Annotated in this window: 13 protein-coding genes; 2 read left to right on the top strand and 11 right to left on the bottom strand. The window is 63.0% G+C overall.

The window, feature by feature from the left end:
- Nucleotides 1-66: 66 nt before the first annotated feature.
- From CXQ80_RS21930 to CXQ80_RS21900, 7 genes are all read right to left on the bottom strand, one after another.
- Complete coding sequence (locus tag CXQ80_RS21930) at nt 67-246, bottom strand: hypothetical protein (RefSeq protein ID WP_101322439.1); 180 nt, start codon at nt 244-246, stop codon at nt 67-69.
- Complete coding sequence (locus tag CXQ80_RS21925; protein WP_101322438.1) at nt 243-1,355, bottom strand: PepSY domain-containing protein; 1,113 nt, start codon at nt 1,353-1,355, stop codon at nt 243-245. The genes CXQ80_RS21930 and CXQ80_RS21925 overlap by 4 nt, the downstream gene beginning before the upstream one ends.
- A 67-nt stretch (nt 1,356-1,422) precedes the next feature.
- A complete protein-coding gene (locus CXQ80_RS21920; RefSeq protein ID WP_101322437.1) occupies nt 1,423-3,855 on the bottom strand; it encodes a TonB-dependent siderophore receptor in 2,433 nt (810 codons plus the stop codon).
- A gap of 106 nt (nt 3,856-3,961) precedes the next feature.
- The gene (locus CXQ80_RS21915) at nt 3,962-4,918 is read right to left on the bottom strand and encodes a FecR domain-containing protein (RefSeq protein ID WP_101322436.1); all 957 of its coding nucleotides are present in this window, start codon (nt 4,916-4,918) and stop codon (nt 3,962-3,964) included.
- Nucleotides 4,915-5,433 (bottom strand): RNA polymerase sigma factor, encoded by a 519-nt coding sequence (locus tag CXQ80_RS21910; protein WP_101322435.1) that lies wholly within the window; start codon nt 5,431-5,433, stop codon nt 4,915-4,917. Before CXQ80_RS21910 ends, CXQ80_RS21915 begins: the two co-directional genes overlap by 4 nt.
- A 97-nt stretch (nt 5,434-5,530) precedes the next feature.
- Nucleotides 5,531-6,244 (bottom strand): PolC-type DNA polymerase III, encoded by a 714-nt coding sequence (locus tag CXQ80_RS21905; RefSeq protein ID WP_101322434.1) that lies wholly within the window; start codon nt 6,242-6,244, stop codon nt 5,531-5,533.
- Nucleotides 6,241-8,178 (bottom strand): putative nucleotidyltransferase substrate binding domain-containing protein, encoded by a 1,938-nt coding sequence (locus CXQ80_RS21900; RefSeq protein WP_101322433.1) that lies wholly within the window; start codon nt 8,176-8,178, stop codon nt 6,241-6,243. The genes CXQ80_RS21905 and CXQ80_RS21900 overlap by 4 nt, the downstream gene beginning before the upstream one ends.
- Before the next feature lie 226 nt (nt 8,179-8,404).
- Between CXQ80_RS21900 and CXQ80_RS21895 the strand changes: the two genes are divergently transcribed.
- On the top strand, nt 8,405-8,848 hold the full coding sequence (locus CXQ80_RS21895; RefSeq protein ID WP_101322432.1) for a response regulator: 444 nt from the start codon (nt 8,405-8,407) through the stop codon (nt 8,846-8,848).
- Between the two features lie 35 nt (nt 8,849-8,883).
- Here the strand turns inward: CXQ80_RS21895 and CXQ80_RS21890 are convergent, their stop codons facing one another.
- On the bottom strand, nt 8,884-11,061 hold the full coding sequence (locus tag CXQ80_RS21890) for a malate synthase G (RefSeq protein WP_101322431.1): 2,178 nt from the start codon (nt 11,059-11,061) through the stop codon (nt 8,884-8,886).
- A 448-nt stretch (nt 11,062-11,509) separates the two neighbouring features.
- On the opposite strand from CXQ80_RS21890, the gene CXQ80_RS21885 reads away from it, so the two are divergent.
- Entirely contained in the window at nt 11,510-12,028 is a 519-nt protein-coding gene (locus tag CXQ80_RS21885; RefSeq protein ID WP_101322430.1) for a glycine cleavage system protein R, read from the top strand.
- Nucleotides 12,029-12,260: 232 nt separating this feature from the next.
- Here the strand turns inward: CXQ80_RS21885 and rarD are convergent, their stop codons facing one another.
- The 3 genes from rarD to CXQ80_RS21870 all read right to left on the bottom strand — a co-directional run bounded on the left by rarD (nt 12,261) and on the right by CXQ80_RS21870 (nt 15,014).
- The gene (gene rarD / locus CXQ80_RS21880; protein WP_101322429.1) at nt 12,261-13,148 is read right to left on the bottom strand and encodes an EamA family transporter RarD; all 888 of its coding nucleotides are present in this window, start codon (nt 13,146-13,148) and stop codon (nt 12,261-12,263) included.
- A gap of 62 nt (nt 13,149-13,210) precedes the next feature.
- Nucleotides 13,211-14,185 carry a serine/threonine protein kinase gene (locus CXQ80_RS21875; RefSeq protein ID WP_101322428.1) on the bottom strand — a complete coding sequence of 325 codons (975 nt, stop codon included), beginning with the start codon at nt 14,183-14,185 and terminating at the stop codon, nt 13,211-13,213.
- Nucleotides 14,186-14,249: 64 nt separating this feature from the next.
- Nucleotides 14,250-15,014, bottom strand: coding sequence for a TOBE domain-containing protein (locus CXQ80_RS21870; RefSeq protein WP_101322427.1), 765 nt, complete (start codon nt 15,012-15,014; stop codon nt 14,250-14,252).
- Nucleotides 15,015-15,016 lie beyond the last annotated feature (2 nt).

The following is a 15,016-nucleotide window of genomic DNA, read 5'->3' as shown; positions in this document are numbered from 1 at the left end:
GCTCCTTGTCATGGGGGACCCTGCATCCTAGGTACGGCAAACCTGCTGTGGTTGTAGCCAGATAACTCAACTGCGCCTGATCAGTGCCCGCACGCCGAGCACGCCAGGAATGCCCAGGCCGACCCAGGCCAGAACATCCCAGCCATCGTCGCCCAGCAGCGCGGCGAACAGCCCCCCTGCACCCAGCAGCGCGATCAGCACAGGCCAGGTAAAGATCCGCCAGGTGGATTGCGAGCGATGGCTCATGGCTTGGCCTTCGCGCCGGTACGGCGCTTGCCCCACCAGAGATAAACGCCACTGGCGAGCACGACGATGGTCAGCACGTCGAGCAGTGCCCAGAGGATCTGCATCGGCCGCCCGCCGTAGTCGCCAAAGTGCAGCGGTTGCGACAGGCCCATCGCGTCCATGTACCAGGGCCGCTCGCCGACTGCTGTGACGGCGAGGGTGGTGGCGTCGATCAGGACTGGGGTGAACAGGTGCGAGGTCAGATGCGTGGCGCCGTTCATGAACACGGCATAGTGGTGCTCACTGGAGAAGCGTGTGCCGGGGAATGCGATGAAGTCGGCACGCATCCCCGGTGCAGCGGCAGTTGCGATCGGCAGCAGCTGGCTGGCCGACGCACGCTCGGTCAGCGGCGGCGCGTCGCGGTAGGGTGCAACCATTGCTGCCAGGCTGTCGTTGCGCCAGGCGGCGATGACCAGGTCAGCACAGGCACTGATCACCCCGGTGACGCCAACCACCAGCGCCCAGGTCAGCGTCACGATGCCGATCAGGTTGTGCAGGTCGAGCCAGCGCAGGCGCGGCGATCTGTCCTGGCGCACGCTGGCGAACGGCAAGCGGCGCATGAACGGCGCATACAGCACTGTGCCGGAGATGATCGCGACGACGAACAACAGGCCCATGAACGCCAGCCATAGTTTGCCGGCAAGCCCTGCGAACATGTCCACGTGCAGGCGCAGGATAGTCATCATCAAGCCGCCGTTGGCAGCCGGCATGGGCACGGCTTCGCCGGTGCGCGCATCGAGCATGAAGGTGTGCGAGTCGTTGGGATCGCTGCCTGCCGTGGCGGCAGTGATGGCGACTACGCCGTTGGGCTCGTCCTCGTCATAGCCGAAGTACTGCATGACTTCGCCAGGACGATACTGTTCTGCCTTGAGCACCAGTTGCTGCAGGTCCAGGTGCGGGGTATCGGCAGGCATCTGGCGCAGTACGGGGGCGTCGCCGAGCAGGTGTTCCAGTTCGTGATGGAAGATCAGCGGCAGGCCGGTGATTGCCAGCAGGAGCAGGAACAGTGTGCAGATCAGGCTGCTCCAGGTGTGGACCTGCGACCAGCGGCGGATGGTGAGGCTTTTCATCTTTTCGGGCTCTTGACGAGGGCGTCAGTGGGCATGCCAGACTGCGGCAGGCCCGCTGAGCGTTGCATCAGAACTTGTAATTCACGCTGGCGACCACGTTGCGCTCGTCGCCGTAGTAGCAGTAGTAGCCATCACAGGTCGACAGGTAGTCCTTGTTGAACAGGTTCTTGGCGTCTACCGCGACGGTTACGCCTTTGAAGGAGTTGTTCAAGCGGCCAAGGTCGTAATGCACGGAGGCGTCATAGACGGTGTACGAGCCGACATGGCCCCAGTCGCTGTTGATCGTGTTGCCGTAGGTATCGCCCACATAGCGTACGCCGACACCCACCCCGAAGCCGTCCAGCGCACCGCTGTGCCAAGTGTAGTCCGCCCACGCAGTGGCTTGGTTACGCGGTACTTGAGCCATGCGCTTGCCTTCTTCAGCGCTGAGCCCTTTGACGATTTCGCTATCGTTGTAGGTGTAGGAACCCACCAGCTTGAGGTTTTCGTTGACGTCGGCAGTGGCTTCGAGCTCCACGCCCTTGACCCGCACTTCGCCTACCTGGCGGGTCACGCCGCCTTCGGTAACCGAGATGTTTTCCTGGGTCAGGTCAAACACGGCTGCGCTGAACAACGCGCTGCTGCCCGGTGGCTGGTATTTGATGCCCAGCTCGTACTGCTTGCCCTCGGTGGGTTTGAAGGCAGTGGTGCTGTTGACCACTGAACCCATGGCCGCCTGGAATGATTCGGCATAGGAAATATACGGCGTGATGCCGTTGTCGAAGACGTAGCTCAGGGCGGCGTTGCTGCTGAACTTCTTGTCGCGCTGGGTGCTGGTGGCATCACCCTGATTGTGGAAGGTGGTGCCGGTGTGGACCCAGTCCTCACGACCACCGAGGGTCAGGCGCCAATTGTCCAAGGCCATCTGGTCTTGCACGTACAAGCCGGTCTGCTGGGTCTTCTGGTCGTAGTCGTACATGTCGAAGTACTGGACGTTGGAGAAGTCCTGACCATAGATCGGGTTGTGGATGTTGCTCGCCGGCACGCCAGCCGAGCCCCAGCGCCAGCGAGCATTGCTGTCGGAGCGTTGGTGATCGAGGCCCAGCAGCACGGTGTGGCTGACAACGCCGGTGTTGAAGTCGGCCTGGAAGTTGTTGTCCACGGCAAACTGGCTGATGTCTTCTTCAACGATACCGGCGGTGCGTTGCACGGTGCCGTCGGCGCTTACCGCTTCATCCGGACCGGCGGGCCAGATCTGACCGCCTGCAGTAATACCCTTGAAGTCCAGCTCGTTGCGCGCGTAACGCAGGTTCTGGCGGAACTGCCAGACATCGTTCAAACGGGTCTCGAAGGCGTAGCCCAGGTGATAGTAAGTGCGGTCGTAGGATTCCCAGTCCGGATCACCGAGGTTCTTGTGGTGGGAAATCTTGCCCGCCGGGCTGTCGAGCTTGGTGCCCTGCAGCGGCAGGAACTGCCCGGTAATGCCGGTATCGTCGCGGGTGAACTGAGTGATCAGGGTCAGCTTGGTATCGTCGTTGATGTTCCAGGTCAGGCTTGGGGCCAGGTTGTAGCGCTTGTCTGGAATGTGATCAACCGGGGAATTGCTGTCACGCACCGTGCCGCTGACGCGGTAAAGAAACTCACCTTGCTCGTCGACTTTGCCGGTGCTGTCGAAGTTGATCTGCTTGTGTTGATTGCTGCCAGCCTGCACTTCGATCTCGTGTGCACTCTGCGCCTGCGGCCGGCGCGAGGTCATGTCGAGCAGACCGCCGGGCGGCGTCTGCCCGTAAACCGATGAAGCCGGCCCGCGCAACACGGCGATGCGCTCCAGATTCCACGGCTCGATCTTGGGAGTCGCGTAATTGCCTCGGGGCAACGGCAGGCCGTCGAGGAACTGGGTCGGGACAAAACCTCGCACCAGCAACCAGTCGTTGCGCGAGTCGGAGCCGTAGCCGCTGCTTTGTACGCCAGCGGTGTAGCGCAAGGCGTCGTTGAGGCTGAGCACCGGGCGATCGTCCATCTGCTGGCGGGTGATCACCGAGACCGAGCGCGGCAGTTCGGCGATGGCGGTGTCGGTCTTGCTGCCGGCTGCGGTGCGCGTTGCCGTGTAGCCGTCGACCGCGCCCCATGCGCTTTCATAGCTGGAGTTGGCATTGATACTTGTCTCCGGCAACGCCAGGCTGCCTTCCGGCGTGGCCACCAGGCTGTAACTGCCGACACTGCTCTGCTGCAGTTGCAGGCCGCTGCCGCGCAGGGCCGCCTGCAGTGCGCCGAGGGCATCGTACTGGCCTTTGACCGGCGCCGCGGTGCGCCCGCTGACCAGGGCTGGGTCGATCGCCAGGGCGATACCCGCCTGGCTAGCGATCTGATTCAGGGTCGTCGCCAGTGGCGCGCTGGGCAAGTCATAGGCGAGTTGCGATTGCTCGGCAGCATGCAGAGCAGGGCTGGCCATCGGGATAGACAGGGCAATCGCCAGAGCCATCAGGCTGGGGCGCAGGATACGATCAACGGCACGGGACATGCAGCGGCTCCTCGACGGATAAGTGCTTTGTGCTTCCTTGCCGGGCGAGAATTGAAAAGTGACAGGGGCCTGTCGAAATAAATTTATCGGCGCTGCCGCTAGCGGCTCATTGCGCGACGACCTTGACCCACCATGGCGTGCGCTGCTCGACCTTGACCGGCAATGCAGGGGTCAGTGAGGCCAGTGCCAGGTCGATATCGGTCAGCGGGAAGCTGCCGGTCACGCGCAGGTCGGCTACCTCGGGCGCGACGCCCAGATGGCCGCTGCGGTAGCGGCCCAGCTCAGCGATAAGATCGGCCAGGCGCACGTTGTCCACCACCAGCATGCCGCGGGTCCAGGCATCGGCGCCGGCCGCAACCGGGCTGATCTGGCTGAGGCCATTGGCCGTCATCATGACCTGCTGGCCTGCTGCCAGAACCTGCTCATCTGCGCGGTTGGACGGCATTGCCGCGACCTGCGACTGGAGCACTTCAAGACGCGTGCCTTGCGCTTCGCGCTTGACCAGGAAGCGTGTGCCTAGTGGGCGCAGGCGACCATCATCGGTACGCACCAGCAGCGGCCGCAGGTCGTCATGGCCGGTTTCAACCGAGATTTCGCCCTGATGCAGAACGATCACGCGCTGGCTGCCTTCGAAATCGATATCCACGGCGCTATGGGTATTGAGGCTGAGCAACGTGCCGTCTTCCAGGCGCAGGGTGCGCAATTCGCCGGTGGCGGTGCGCTGATCTGCCAGCCAGTAACCCGGCGACAGCGACGGTGCATCGAGTTGCAGGACCAGCGCGGCGACCAGTAGCACGCTGGCGAGCCCGCCGCCAAGGGTACCAACCCGCCGGCGCAAGCTGACCCGCGACTGCAGCAGTGCCTTGCGTGCTGGGCCGACTGCGGCGCTGAAACGCTGGTCGAGCATGCCCAGTTGGCGCCAGGCGCGAGCGTGCTCTTCGCTGGCAGCGTGCCAACGCAGGAACTCACTACGCTGCTCTGGCACGCCGGGGCTATCGTCCAGGCACAGCTTCCAGGCGATTGCAGCGTCCAGCACCTTGTTCGAGACCGGGCTGGTGCTCACGTCGGCTCGCCATACAGAGCGATGTAGCACTGGCGCATCCCCTGGGCCAGATACTGACGCACACGGGAGACGGAAACGCCCAGACGCTCGGCGATTTCGGCATGGCCCATGCCATCCAGGCGGTTGTGCAGGAACGCAGCGCGGGCTTTGCTCGACAGTTTGCCAAGCAAGCGGTCGATGGCCTTGAGGTCTTCGAGAATCAGTAGTTGCAGTTCCGGCGAGGGCTGTTCGGCTTCGGGCATCTGCGCCAGTTCCGCCAGGTAAGCCTGCTCCAGCGCAGCCCGGCGGAAATGATCGAACAGCAAACCCTTGGCCACCGCAGCAAGAAACGCCCTTGGCTCACGCGGCACCGGCAACTGGTCACGCCCGAGCAAGCGCACGAAGGTGTCCTGGCTGAGGTCTTCGGCGCGTTGCCGGCAGCGCGTGCTGCGTTGCAGCCAGGCCAGCAGCCAGCTGCGGTGGTCGCGATAAAGCGCACCGATCAGATCAGCATGTGGACTGTGCGCAGACGGCAAGAGCGTTCCCCGGAAAGAATGCGTTAACTAACGATAATTATTCGCGATTGTTACAGAGGCGGGTGGCCGCACGCAATCCACGTCTATCGGATAGCTATTACCAACTGTGACTCTGAGCCTTGCGCCGCCGCCATTGCTGCAGGCGCGTGCTCAGTTGCAGGGGGCTGTCGAGCTGCTGCCGGCGGGCCTGGCTGAACAGGATCAGGGCCAACTCGGCGGTGACCTGGGCGTCGGCACTGGCATGATGGCGCTCATCCACCTGCAGGCCGAAGTGGCCGATCCAGTCGTCCAGGCCGGCCTCGCGCATTACCGTGTCGGGGTTGAGCATCGGCGCGATTTCGGCCACGTCGTAAAAGCTGTGCTGCAAGCGATGGCCAAGACTGTCTTTCAAGGCGCGGCCGAGCATGTGCTGATCGAACGGCGCGTGGAACGCCAGCAGTGGGCTGTCGCCGATGAACTCGAGCAACTCCAGCAGCGCCGTTGCCGGCGCTGAGCCGGCGGCGAGGGCATCCGGGCCGAGGCCGTGGATCAACACGCTGGGGTTGGTCTTCTGCGCCGGGCGGTGCAAGGTGCGTTCGAACTGCTGGCTGAAATCGATGGCGCCGTCTTCGATAGCCACCGCACCGATCGACAGCACCTGATCACGGTTTAGGTTGAGCCCGCTGGTTTCCAGGTCGATGACCACCCAGCGCTGCTCGCGCAGCGAATGCACGCCTGGCGGCGCTGGCTTGGGCAATTGCGCCAGGCGCTGGCGCATGGCCGGGTCGACGGCGGCAGGCAGGGAAGGGCGCAGCCAGGTAAACAGACTCATAGCTGATACCGCAGGGCCAGGCTGCTTTGCAGGCGTTGAGCCTGGCGCAGCGACTCACGCAGGATGCGTCGATCGAGCTGGTTGAGGCTGTCCGGGTCGAGCCGGTTGGAGTAGGCCTGGTTGGCGCGGCTCTGGCGTTGATGCTGCTGCATGCGGGTCTGCTGGATGAAGTGGTATGCCTCTTCGAAGGCGGCGCCGTCCAGGGCATCGATGACTTCTCTGGCGACCAGCTGACGCAGGCGCTCTAGGGTGTTGCAGGCGCCAATGCCGTTGGCCAGGGCGAGCAGACGGGCGCCGTCTACAAACGGCGTCAGGCCCTGCACCTTGAGGTCGAGGGTGGCGGCCTTGTCGTTGCCTTGACGGGTCAGTACGAAGTCGCGCAGGCGCCCCACTGGTGGCCGCTGGCGCAAGGCATTGTCGGCCATCATGCGCTGGAAAATGCGGTTGTCGCGGACCTGGGCAAGCATGCCCTGGCGCAATTGTTCGACCGCCTGCTCATCGCCCCAGACCGCGCGCAGGTCAAAGTAGATGGAAGACCCGAGCAGGTTTTCCGGGCTGGCCTCGCGGACGAACCCGGCAAAGCGCCGCGCCCACTCGCTGCGCGACAGGCACAGGTCGGCGTTGCCGGCCATGATATTGCCTTGGCACAAGCTGAAACCACACTGCGCCAGGCACTGGTTGATGTACTGCGCCAGCGGCAGCAGAGCGCGCCGATGGGCGTCGGCCTGGGCAGTATCGTCGGCCTCGAACAGGATGCCGTTGTCCTGATCGGTGAACAGGGTTTGTTCACCGCGGCCTTCACTGCCAAAACACAACCAGCTGAATGCTACGCCGGGATCGCCACGCTCGGCCAGGGCCAGCTCGATCACCCGGCACACGGTGTGGTCGTTGAGCAGGGTGATGATCTGGGTGATCTGCGTCGACGAAGCACCGTGGGCGAGCATGCGCTCGACCAGCTGGCTGATCTCGCCGCGCAGCGACACCAATGTGTCCAGCCGTGGCGCATGGCGGATGGTGCGCGCCAGATGGACCAGGTCGACCCGCTGCAAGGAGAACAGATCGCGCTCGGACACCACCCCGCACAGGCGCCGCTCATGTACCAGGCAGACGTGGGCAATATGTCGTTCGGTCATCGCCATGGCCGCATCGAACGCAGTTGCATCCGGCGCCAGGTAAAACGGCGCGGCGGTCATGTGCAGGGCAATCGGCGCGCTCAGTTCGGCGCTGGCATCGGCCACTACCTGACGCAGGTCGCGCAGGGTGAAGATGCCGATCGGAAAGCGCTGCGGATCGATGATCACGATGCTGCCGACCTGCTGTTCGTGCATCAGGCGCACCGCTTCGCGCAAGGGCATGTCCGGAGTGCACACCACCGGGTGACGCATGGCCAGCTCGCCCAGCGGTGTATTCAGGGAATATTGGCTGCCGAGGTTTTCTACCGCACGGTGGCGCACCTGCTGATTAACCTGATCGAGCAGGCTGCTGACGCCGCGCAGAGCAAAATCACGAAACACATCCGACATCGAGAACAGGCGAATGAACGCAGCTTTGTTCAGCTGCAGGCAGAAGGTGTCCTCGCCGGCAACGTGCTCGGTGCGGGTCGCACGCTCGCCAAGCAAGGCCGCCAGCGGGAAGCATTCGCCGCTGGTGATCTCGAAGGTGGTTTCTACCCCTGCCTGGCTGACGTGCTGGCGCTCACCGACGACGCGCCCTTGCTTGACGATATAGAAGTGCTCGACCGGGCCATCGGCGGGCTTGATGATGCTTTCGCCGCTGGCGTGGAAGCGCAGTTGGCACTGCTCCACCATAAAGGCCAGATGGCTGTGTTCCATCTGCTTGAACGGCGGAAAGCGCTGCAGGAACTGCAATGTGCCCTGAATGTTCTGCAACACCGCGGTTCTGCCGGCTTGGCTGTAGGCGTCCTTTTTACTCATGAGCTGACCGTATCGCTGTGCCGATCTATATATATCTAACTATATATAGTGAAGTCGGCCTTGTTGTTCTCGGTCCCCATGGTCGGCTGGCGGCCGGTTCGTGCCCATTGGACGTAAGTCTATGAGGGCATAACGCCCGTTCGGCGACGTTGGCTGCACGGGCGGATAGCACATTCGGCGAATTTGTGGTCATACGCTGTGCAGACGATATTTCAACGGGAAGACCATGGGTGAGCATGACGACATTCTGAGTGACGCCGAGCGCGAGGCGTTGGCCTTGGTCAGCGCGCCACCGCCGCAACTGCCGCTGGTGCTGGTGGTCGACGACGACATCCTCAGCCGTAGGGCCCTGGCCTGGTATCTGAATCGCAAAGGTATCCGCTGCATCAGTGCGTCGAGCGCATTGGCTGCGTTGCGGGCACTCAGGCGTGAACCGCGTATTGGCATGATGATCACCGATCTGCGCATGGGGCCAGTGGATGGGCTTGAACTGATCAAGCAGATTCGCAGTTCGGTGCGGGCAGATCTGCCCATTGTGGTGGTGTCGGGGGAGTCGCAGGTCCCAGAGGCCGTCAAGGCGATGCACCTTGGGGTGCTGGACTTCATGGTCAAGCCGCCGGATCTGGACAAGCTGTTGCGGCTGGTGAGGAAGGAATTGCGGATTGAGTGAAGCCAGGGCCGCAAAGCGGCCCTGGCATTCTCCACTTACAGCCCGTTGCGCGCCTTGAACTCGCGGCGGCGACGGTGCAGCACCGGCTCGGTGTAGCCGTTCGGCTGCTTGGCACCTTCGAGCACCAACTCCAGCGCTGCCTGGAAGGCAACGTTGTCGTCGAAGTTCGGCGCCATTGGCCGGTACGAACTGTCGGCAGCGTTCTGCTGATCGACCACTGCCGCCATGCGCTTGAGGCTTTCCAGCACCTGCTCTTCGCGCACGATGCCGTGGCGCAGCCAGTTGGCGAGCAATTGTGCGGAGATACGCAGGGTCGCGCGGTCTTCCATCAGGCCGACGTTGTTGATGTCCGGCACCTTCGAACAGCCCACACCGTGGTCAATCCAGCGCACGACATAGCCGAGGATGCCCTGGGCGTTGTTGTCCAGCTCGTTGCGAATTTCTTCGTCGGACCAGTTGGTGTCGGCTGCCAGCGGGATGGTCAGGATGTCATCGACCGAGGCCGGCGCGCGCTTGGCCAGTTCCGCCTGACGCGCCTGCACATCAACCTGGTGGTAGTGCAGGGCGTGCAGTACCGCGGCGGTCGGTGACGGCACCCAGGCGGTGTTGGCACCGGCCAATGGGTGGGCGATCTTCTGTTCGAGCATGGCCGCCATCAGGTCAGGCATGGCCCACATGCCCTTGCCGATCTGGGCACGGCCTTGCAGGCCAGTGGCGAGGCCGACATCGACGTTGTTGTTCTCGTAGGCGCCGATCCACTTCTCGTTCTTCATGGCGCCCTTGCGCACAACGGCGCCGGCTTCCATCGAGGTATGGATTTCGTCACCGGTACGGTCAAGGAAGCCGGTGTTGATGAACACCACGCGCTCGGCCGCAGCCTTGATGCACGACTTGAGGTTGACCGTGGTACGGCGCTCCTCGTCCATGATGCCGACCTTCATGGTGTTGCGCGGCATCTGCAGCACGTCTTCGACGCGGCTGAAGATTTCTGCGGCAAACGCCACTTCTTCCGGGCCGTGCATTTTCGGTTTGACGATATAGATGCTGCCGGTGCGGCTGTTCTTGCGGGTGGTGGTGCCCTTGAGGTTGTGCAAGGCGATCAGGCCGGTGAACAGGCCATCCTGGATGCCTTCCGGGATCTCATTGCCCTGCGCGTCGAGGATTGCGGGGTTGGTCATCAGGTGACCAACGTTGCGCACGAACAGCAGCGAGCGACCGTGCAGGCTTACGCTGCCGCCGTTCGGTGCGGTGTACTCGCGGTCCGGGTTCATGGTCCGGGTGAAGGTCTTGCCGCCCTTGCTGACGCTTTCGGACAGGTCGCCTTTCATCAGGCCCAACCAGTTGCGGTAAACCACCACCTTGTCGTCGGCATCGACTGCAGCAACCGAGTCTTCGCAGTCCATGATGGTGGTCAGGGCCGATTCCATCAGGATGTCTTTGACGGCGGCGGCGTCAGTGCTGCCGACCGGGGTGCTGGCGTCGACCTGGATTTCGAAGTGCAGGCCGTTGTGCTTGAGCAGGACTGCGGTTGGCGCCGCGGCCTCGCCACGGTAGCCGATCAACTGTGCATCGTCGCGCAGGCCGCTGTTGCTGCCGCCCTTGAGCGCAACCACGAGCTTGCCGGCATCGATGCGGTAGCCGGTGGAGTCGACGTGCGAGCCAGCAGCCAGTGGCGCAGCCTGGTCGAGGAAGGCGCGGCCAAAGGCGATGACCTTGTCACCACGGACCTTGTTATAGCCCTGGCCTTTTTCGGCGCCACCTTCTTCGCTGATGGCGTCGGTGCCATACAGCGCGTCATACAGCGAACCCCAGCGCGCGTTGGCGGCGTTGAGGGCGAAACGCGCGTTCATCACCGGTACTACCAGCTGTGGGCCGGCCATGCGGGCGATTTCTTCGTCGACGTTTTGCGTGGTTGCCTGGAAGTCTTCTGCTGCTGGCAGCAGGTAACCGATTTCCTGGAGGAATGCCTTGTAGGCTGCGGCGTCGTGAGCCTGGCCTTGACGCGCCTGGTGCCAGGCGTCGATCTGGGCTTGCAGCTGGTCGCGTTTGGCGAGCAGGTTTTTATTCTTCGGAGCGAGGTCGTTGATGATCTTTTCCGCACCGAGCCAGAAATCCTTGGCGACGATGCCGGTGCCTGGAATGGCTTCGTTGTTGACGAAGTCGTACAGCACCTTGGCGACCTGAAGGCCACCGACTTGAACGTGTTCAGTCATTGCTTGCCTCACTCTGCTCAGCTATTTCGCTCATCGTATTAAGCCTGTAGCGCTTCTTCAAACACGCACCAGTACATGCCCGCAGGCGGCTGGGTGCGGCCTGCCAGACGCGCTGGCGGGCGGTTTGCGTATTTTCACAGGCGCCATCGGCAGACATCCAGCGACGTTTTGTAGTCCGCGTCGGGGCATACTACATGAAGCAGCAGGCGGGTGAACATCAGACTAAAAGCGTCGCTGTGCGACCATTTGGTCGCATAGGGTCACGCTGGGAAGCCGCATGTTCGCAAAAAACAGGTAGATTGTTCCAGATAAATCTTGAAACAGTACACGATTAGTCATTCGGACTGCCCTGCGGCAGGTTGCCACAGCTTGCCTATACTCACTCGATTGCCAGCCTTTGCGCCATGGTTGGCCTGGCTGAAACCTTGGCAGGGCAGAGGAGTACGCAGTGGACCACCTAGTATTGACCGTGATCGCCCCCGACCAGGCTGGGCAGGTAGAACGCATTGCCCAGTGCATCGCCAGCCACAACGGCAACTGGCTGGAAAGCCGCATGTCGCGTATGGCCGGGCAGTTTGCCGGGATCCTGCGGGTGGCGGTGCCGACTGAGTCCCACGCTGAATTGGTCAAAGCGCTGGAGCAGCTGATCAGCCACAACATCCGCGTACTGATCGCCGAGAGCGGCGCCGAGCCCGCGGCTAACTGGAAGCCAATCAGTATGGAACTGGTGGGCAATGACCGCCCAGGTATCGTTCGCGACATTACCCGATTGCTGGCAGACAAGGGGGTAAATCTGGAGCGCTTCACCACTGAAGTACGCCCGGCGCCGATGAGCAGCGAGCCATTGTTCCACGCCAACGCGCTGCTGGCGTTGCCGATGGCGCTTTCGTTGGAGGATCTGCAGCAGAGCCTGGAAGCGCTGGCCGATGATTTGATGGTCGAACTTGAGCTGCGCGCCGAAGAATAGTCCACAGCCAGGGCGGTGCGGTTATCCCTGATTTACGGGGACGTCCCTGTGGATAACCTGGGGGCGTACCGCTTCAGCCCAATGCCCATGCCGCTTGCCGAGGATTGAGCAAAAAACGCTCAGTAATCAGGCGCTTGTGCACAAAGCGCGGGGATCAGCATGTGGATAACCTCTGGAGAGGTTGCTGCAGGCCACGCCAGCTGTGGCCTGCAGGCTTTTGGTTATTTATTGATCAGGTGCGCTTGCTCACTCTAAGCCAGGCATCCACGCTGTACAGCGCCAAACCGGCCCAGATGAACATGAATGCGACCAGCGTGCTCGACGACAAGTGCTCGTCGAACAGCAGCACCGCCTGCAACAGCACCAGGCTCGGTGCCAGGTACTGCAGGAAACCCAAGGTGGTGTAGGGTAGGTGTCGCGCGGCTGCGTTGAAGCACACCAACGGGACCAGCGTGACCGGCCCGGCGGCAATCAGCCAGAGCGCTTCAGTGCTGCTGAAGAAATCCCCCTGCGTGCTGCTGGCAGCCGGGTGCAGCAACAGCCAGCCCGCAGCCAGCGGCACCAGCATCCAGGTCTCCACTACCAGCCCGGGCAGTGCCGCGACGGGTGCCTGCTTGCGGATCAGCCCATAGAAGCCAAAGGTCAGCGCCAGCACCAGCGACACCCACGGCAGGCTGCCGACCTGCCACACCTGCTGTGCGACCCCGACCGCTGCCAGGCCGACCGCCAGCCACTGCAGTCGCCGCAAACGCTCGCCGAGCAGGAGCATGCCCAGCAGCACGTTGATCAATGGGTTGATGTAATAGCCGAGGCTGGCTTCGAGCATGCGCCCGTTGTTTACCGCCCAGACATAGGTCAGCCAGTTGCCGGCGATCAATGTGCCGCTCAAGGCGAGGATTGCCAGGCGCTTGGGGTTATCGCGCAACTCGCGCCACCAGCCGGGGTGCTTCCACACCAACAGTAACAGCGAACCGAACAACGCCGACCAGAGCACCCGGTGGACGATGATCTCGACCGCCGGCACGCTCTGAATGGCTTTGAAGTACAGCGGGAACAGGCCCCAGATGATGTAGGCCGTCAGGCCGAGAATATACCCGCGACGCGGGTTTGCAGCGTGCATGCCGAATCCTTGCTTAGGTAGCTAAATAACAGCACCTATTGTAGACAGACCTGCACCTGCTCCTAGAACAATTTCAGCGGCGCTTCGTCCAGCGCCGAGATCTGCTCGCGCAGGGCAAGGATCTGATCGCCCCAGTAACGCGGCTGACCAAACCAGGGGAAGCTGCGCGGGAACGCCGGGTCGTCCCAGCGCCGCGCCAGCCAGGCGCTGTAGTGCAACTGGCGCAAGGCCCGCAGCGGCTCGATCAGCGGCAGCTCGCGCGGGTCGAAGTCGTGGAACTCGTTGTAGCCGTCGATCAGCTCGGCCAACTGGCCCAGGCGTTCTTCGCGGCTGCCGGCGAGCATCATCCACAGGTCCTGCACTGCCGGGCCCGTCCGGCAGTCGTCCAGATCGACCAGGTGGTAGGCGTCTTCGCGGTGCATGATGTTGCCTGGGTGGCAGTCGCCGTGCAGGCGGATGGTCTGGTGCGGGGTGCGCGCGTAGATCGCTTCAACCCGTTTGAGCAGATCGCGAGCGACCGATTCATAAGCTGGTAGCAGTTCCTTGGGCACGTAGTTGCCGTCAAGCAAGGTCTGCAGCGAGGCATGCCCGAAGTTATCCACAGCGAGCGACTCACGGTGCACGAACGGCCGCGTGGCGCTGACTTTGTGCAGGCGCCCGAGCAACTGGCCTAGGGTATACAGCTGGTCGAGATTGCCCGGCTCTGGCGCCCGGCCGCCGCGGCGTGGGAACAAGGCAAAGCGAAAGCCCTGATGTTCGAACAGGCTCTGGCCTTCATGGCTGATTGGCGCCACGACCGGCACTTCGCAGTCGGCAAGCTCGGCGGTAAAGGCGTGTTCTTCGTGGATCTGTGCGTCGGTCCAACGCCCCGGCCGGTAGAACTTGGCGATCAGCGGCTGCTGGTCTTCGATGCCCACCTGATAGACCCGGTTCTCGTAACTGTTGAGCGCCAGCACGCGGGCATCGCTGAGAAAGCCCAGGCTTTCTACCGCATCAAGGACCAGGTCGGGGGTGAGGGTATCGAAAGGGTGGGACATTGGAGCTCCGCAGGGCGACATCGTGAGCACCATGGTACTCCATTACCCCGCGCACCGGAGGTCGCTAGGCCGGCACGCCCAGCAGTACATAAGCCGGATGGAACTGCGCACGTAGTTCGCTGCCGGTGGTCACCCCATGAGCTGTCAGCCACTGGCTCTCGGCAAAAGCGCAGAGGGTCTGGCCATTACTCAGTTGCAGGCGCACTTCGCAGCTGGCCTCTTCTTCAGCGAGCACTTCGGCGACCGTGGCGCCGAGCGTGTTGCTGCCTGGTTCTGCGGTGTCCTCCGGGCCGAGCAAGTGCACCCAGCCGGCCTTGAGCAAGGCCACTACCTGGCTGCCTGGCGCCAGTTCCAGCCGCTCGGTGCTGTCGCGGGTGATCAGCGCTTGAATCTGCAGCCCGCCACTCAGCGCCAGGGTCACCCGGTCATGCCGACCTTCGCTGCTCACTGTGCTGACCTCACCCTGCAACTGATTACGCGCGCTGGTGCGCAGCATCAGCCGGCCGAGCAGGTCGAGGTCGCTACTGTGTTCGGCGGCCTCGAGCACTTGCGCCTGCAGCGCTTGCAGGCGCAAGTAAAGGCGCAGCACGCGCTGGCCCTCTGACGACAACTGCGCGCCGCCACCACCACGGCCGCCGGTGCTGCGTTCGACCAAAGGCTGCGCGGCAAGGTTGTTGAGCTCGTCGATGGCGTCCCAGGCGGACTTGTAACTGATCCCGGCAGCCTTCGCCGCGCGGGTGATCGAGCCCTGCTCGGCGATGTGCTGCAGCAGGGCGATGCGCTGCGGGCGGCGGGCGATGTGTTGGGTGAGCTGGGTGGGCAGAGACATGC

Origin of the sequence: Pseudomonas sp. 02C 26, from assembly GCF_002843585.1 — a bacterium.
GTDB classification, from domain to species: domain Bacteria; phylum Pseudomonadota; class Gammaproteobacteria; order Pseudomonadales; family Pseudomonadaceae; genus Aquipseudomonas; species Aquipseudomonas shirazensis.
The sequence above is the reverse complement of the archived record's forward strand: the minus strand, read 5'-3'. Positions and strand labels throughout refer to the sequence as shown.

What these genes read in the sequence shown, in the direction of transcription:
- rarD (WP_101322429.1), bottom strand. Translation starts at nt 13,148, where the DNA reads ATGCACGCTGCAAACCCGCGTCGCGGGTATATTCTCGGCCTGACGGCC.
- CXQ80_RS21925 (WP_101322438.1), bottom strand. Translation starts at nt 1,355, where the DNA reads ATGAAAAGCCTCACCATCCGCCGCTGGTCGCAGGTCCACACCTGGAGC.
- CXQ80_RS21890 (WP_101322431.1), bottom strand. Translation starts at nt 11,061, where the DNA reads ATGACTGAACACGTTCAAGTCGGTGGCCTTCAGGTCGCCAAGGTGCTG.
- CXQ80_RS21905 (WP_101322434.1), bottom strand. Translation starts at nt 6,244, where the DNA reads ATGAGTCTGTTTACCTGGCTGCGCCCTTCCCTGCCTGCCGCCGTCGAC.
- CXQ80_RS21870 (WP_101322427.1), bottom strand. Translation starts at nt 15,014, where the DNA reads ATGTCTCTGCCCACCCAGCTCACCCAACACATCGCCCGCCGCCCGCAG.
- CXQ80_RS21875 (WP_101322428.1), bottom strand. Translation starts at nt 14,185, where the DNA reads ATGTCCCACCCTTTCGATACCCTCACCCCCGACCTGGTCCTTGATGCG.
- CXQ80_RS21900 (WP_101322433.1), bottom strand. Translation starts at nt 8,178, where the DNA reads ATGAGTAAAAAGGACGCCTACAGCCAAGCCGGCAGAACCGCGGTGTTG.
- CXQ80_RS21920 (WP_101322437.1), bottom strand. Translation starts at nt 3,855, where the DNA reads ATGTCCCGTGCCGTTGATCGTATCCTGCGCCCCAGCCTGATGGCTCTG.
- CXQ80_RS21895 (WP_101322432.1), top strand. Translation starts at nt 8,405, where the DNA reads ATGGGTGAGCATGACGACATTCTGAGTGACGCCGAGCGCGAGGCGTTG.
- CXQ80_RS21930 (WP_101322439.1), bottom strand. Translation starts at nt 246, where the DNA reads ATGAGCCATCGCTCGCAATCCACCTGGCGGATCTTTACCTGGCCTGTG.